Below are 2509 nucleotides of genomic sequence, written 5' to 3' on the forward strand. Positions count from 1 at the left end.
ACACCCAGCCCCTCCCCGCTCTTCGGGAGGGGAGAATTTGACGTAAGTCAAAGGCGGGGTGGGGTTCTTTTTTTGATTTATGCAAGAAGTCTAATTGATAGCAAAACTTTTATTGCACTTGGGTGGGGAAAGCACCAGGTTGCACAGCTATGTTAAGATTCTGCCCATTGCGACGTAATTCCATACGTAAATCGCTCCCGACTTGGCTATTTTCTACAGCCTTTTGGACACTGCTGGCATCTGTGACTGCTTGACCTCCAAGCGTTTGGATTACATCACCAGCACGTATCCCTGCTTTAGCAGCTGGTGAATTTGGTATAACTTTTACCACTAATACACCTTTATCTTCATTGACACTCAAACCGCTATTGGGATCTGAGTTGATATTTTGTTTTAGCTGAGGTGTTAACCCCACCATCTGAATTCCCAAGTAAGGATGTTCTACTTTACCTGTAGCTATTAGTTGACTGGAAATGTGTTGTGCTGTGTTGATAGGAATAGCAAAGCCTAATCCTTGTGCCCCTTGAATAATGGCTGTATTCATGGCAATTACCTCGCCACGGGAATTTAGCAGGGGGCCGCCAGAGTTACCGGGGTTAATTGCGGCGTCGGTTTGAATATACTCTACTCGCTTATCGGGAGCGCCGATTAGATTGCTACTGCGTCCGGTGGCACTGATAATTCCGGTAGTTACTGTATTATCTAATCCAAGGGGGTTGCCGATCGCGATCGCCCATTCTCCGGGTTGTAGTTGATCTGAGTTACCCAAGGCTACTAACGGGAGATTCTCCGCCTGAATCTTGACAACAGCAACATCGGTCAACTCGTCTTTTCCTAACACTTTACCTTTAAAGCTACGCCCATCTTTGAGTGTAACTGTTACGGTATCAGCACCATCAACTACGTGGGCATTGGTAAGAATACGACCATCAGCACTAATAATAAAACCTGAACCAGTACCCCGTTCTACGCGATTTTGTTGTTCTGGCATTTGAGAGCCAAAAAACCGTTGGAAAAGTGGATCGTTAAATTCATCTGGTAACTGGGTTTTTACGGTTCGGGAAGAGTCAATTCGCACTACCGCAGGCCCTACCTTTTGCACCACCTGGATAACAAAGTTAGGATCTGTGCCTGCTGGTAATGGAGGAGCAGCATTTACTCGACTTACTGCCAAATTAGATGCATTTTCAGACACCTGCTGAGAGTGTCCAGCCATATAGCCGCCTGCCAATGTCATACCTGATCCCAGCAGCACCAGCGATAGAGAGGCGGCAGCCTTTCTCCAGGGTTTATGATATTTGGCATCAGCAGTGTTATGTGAAATGCTATTTGATGGGTGTTCTCTGTCGCGAGATTCGTTTTGCATTGCTGTCTGGAAGGATATTTAGATGTATTACTAATGTAGATATTATTTGTGACAGTTTTGTTGCGGAGGTATTGCGTTGTTGTGAAAGCTTTGGTATTTTATTGAACCGTATTGGAATATAGTCATTCGTAGAGACGCACATCGCTGCCTACTCTTTACCAAACTCAGTGCTGTTAGCGGTAGCGGGGCGTTTAGCCCGTGCTGAGTTCTGAGTTTAAAGACCGCCCACAAGGGGCCTTGCTCAAACCCAAGTACATAAATTACTGAGTAATTCTTAATTTACTCAGCACGGGCTAAACGCCCCGCTACCGCTAACAGCACTCTTCATCATGCCTGAAGGAATAAAAATGGCACAGGGGAAAATCTTACTTAAACCTGGCACTTTATGGACAAGTGTTAAAGAACGAACTGAATATGCTTTGCAATGCGGGGCGCTACTCTCGATTCCGACAGAATTTGAATTTGTTGAACAGGATGGCGTGCGCTTTTTGGTGCGAATTTTGTCTAACCTGAATCGCAAAAAAGCAGCCAAGAAGAAACAGGAAAAACAATCTGCTACTTCTGGTGAAGAGTTTAATCCTTTTTTGCCCTACGAAGAAGATTTATTTGTAGCGGATATCTCCGATACCCATGTATGTATTTTAAATAAATTCAATGTTGTAGATTATCATCTGCTAATCATCACCCGTGGTTTCGAGGAACAAGAAAGCTTACTCACTCTGGAAGATTTTACGGCTATGTGGGCCTGTTTAGCTGATTTCGATGGTTTAGCATTTTACAACAGTGGCAAAACCGCAGGTGCTAGTCAGCGACACAAGCACTTACAATTAGTGCCACAACCACTTGCACCTTCAGGGTTGCAAATACCGATTGAAGCTTTGCTAACATCAGCACAATTTCAGAACTCGAACGCAACTTCAGCAAAACTTCCTTTTGTACATGCTTTCGCACCATTAAATTCCAATTGGGTGCGATCGCCATTGGCAGCCGCCCAAGAAACACTGGAAATTTATCACACTTTGCGTCATGCTGTGGGTTTAGATGACAAGCAATCTGGTGCTTACAATCTGCTAGCGACACGAGAATGGATGTTAATCGTACCGCGATCGCAAGAGCATTTCCAATCTATCTCTGTGAATTCAT

Annotated in this window: 2 protein-coding genes; one reads left to right on the forward strand and one right to left on the reverse strand. The window is 44.6% G+C overall.

Annotated features, from left to right (window positions below):
* Positions 1–109: 109 nt before the first annotated feature.
* The gene (locus tag CDG76_RS35615; RefSeq protein WP_094353520.1) at positions 110–1366 is read right to left on the reverse strand and encodes an HhoA/HhoB/HtrA family serine endopeptidase; all 1257 of its coding nucleotides are present in this window, start codon (positions 1364–1366) and stop codon (positions 110–112) included.
* Positions 1367–1713: 347 nt separating this feature from the next.
* On the opposite strand from CDG76_RS35615, the gene CDG76_RS35620 reads away from it, so the two are divergent.
* Positions 1714–2509 (forward strand): ATP adenylyltransferase family protein (locus CDG76_RS35620; RefSeq protein WP_094353521.1); only part of this gene is annotated, 796 nt, incomplete at its 3' end.

The sequence above is a fragment of the Nostoc sp. 'Peltigera membranacea cyanobiont' 210A genome (assembly GCF_002246015.1).
Classification (GTDB): domain Bacteria; phylum Cyanobacteriota; class Cyanobacteriia; order Cyanobacteriales; family Nostocaceae; genus Nostoc.

Excerpts from the sequence above, each read along its gene's own strand:
- CDG76_RS35615 (WP_094353520.1), bottom strand. The coding sequence starts at position 1,366 with ATGCAAAACGAATCTCGCGACAGAGAACACCCATCAAATAGCATTTCA.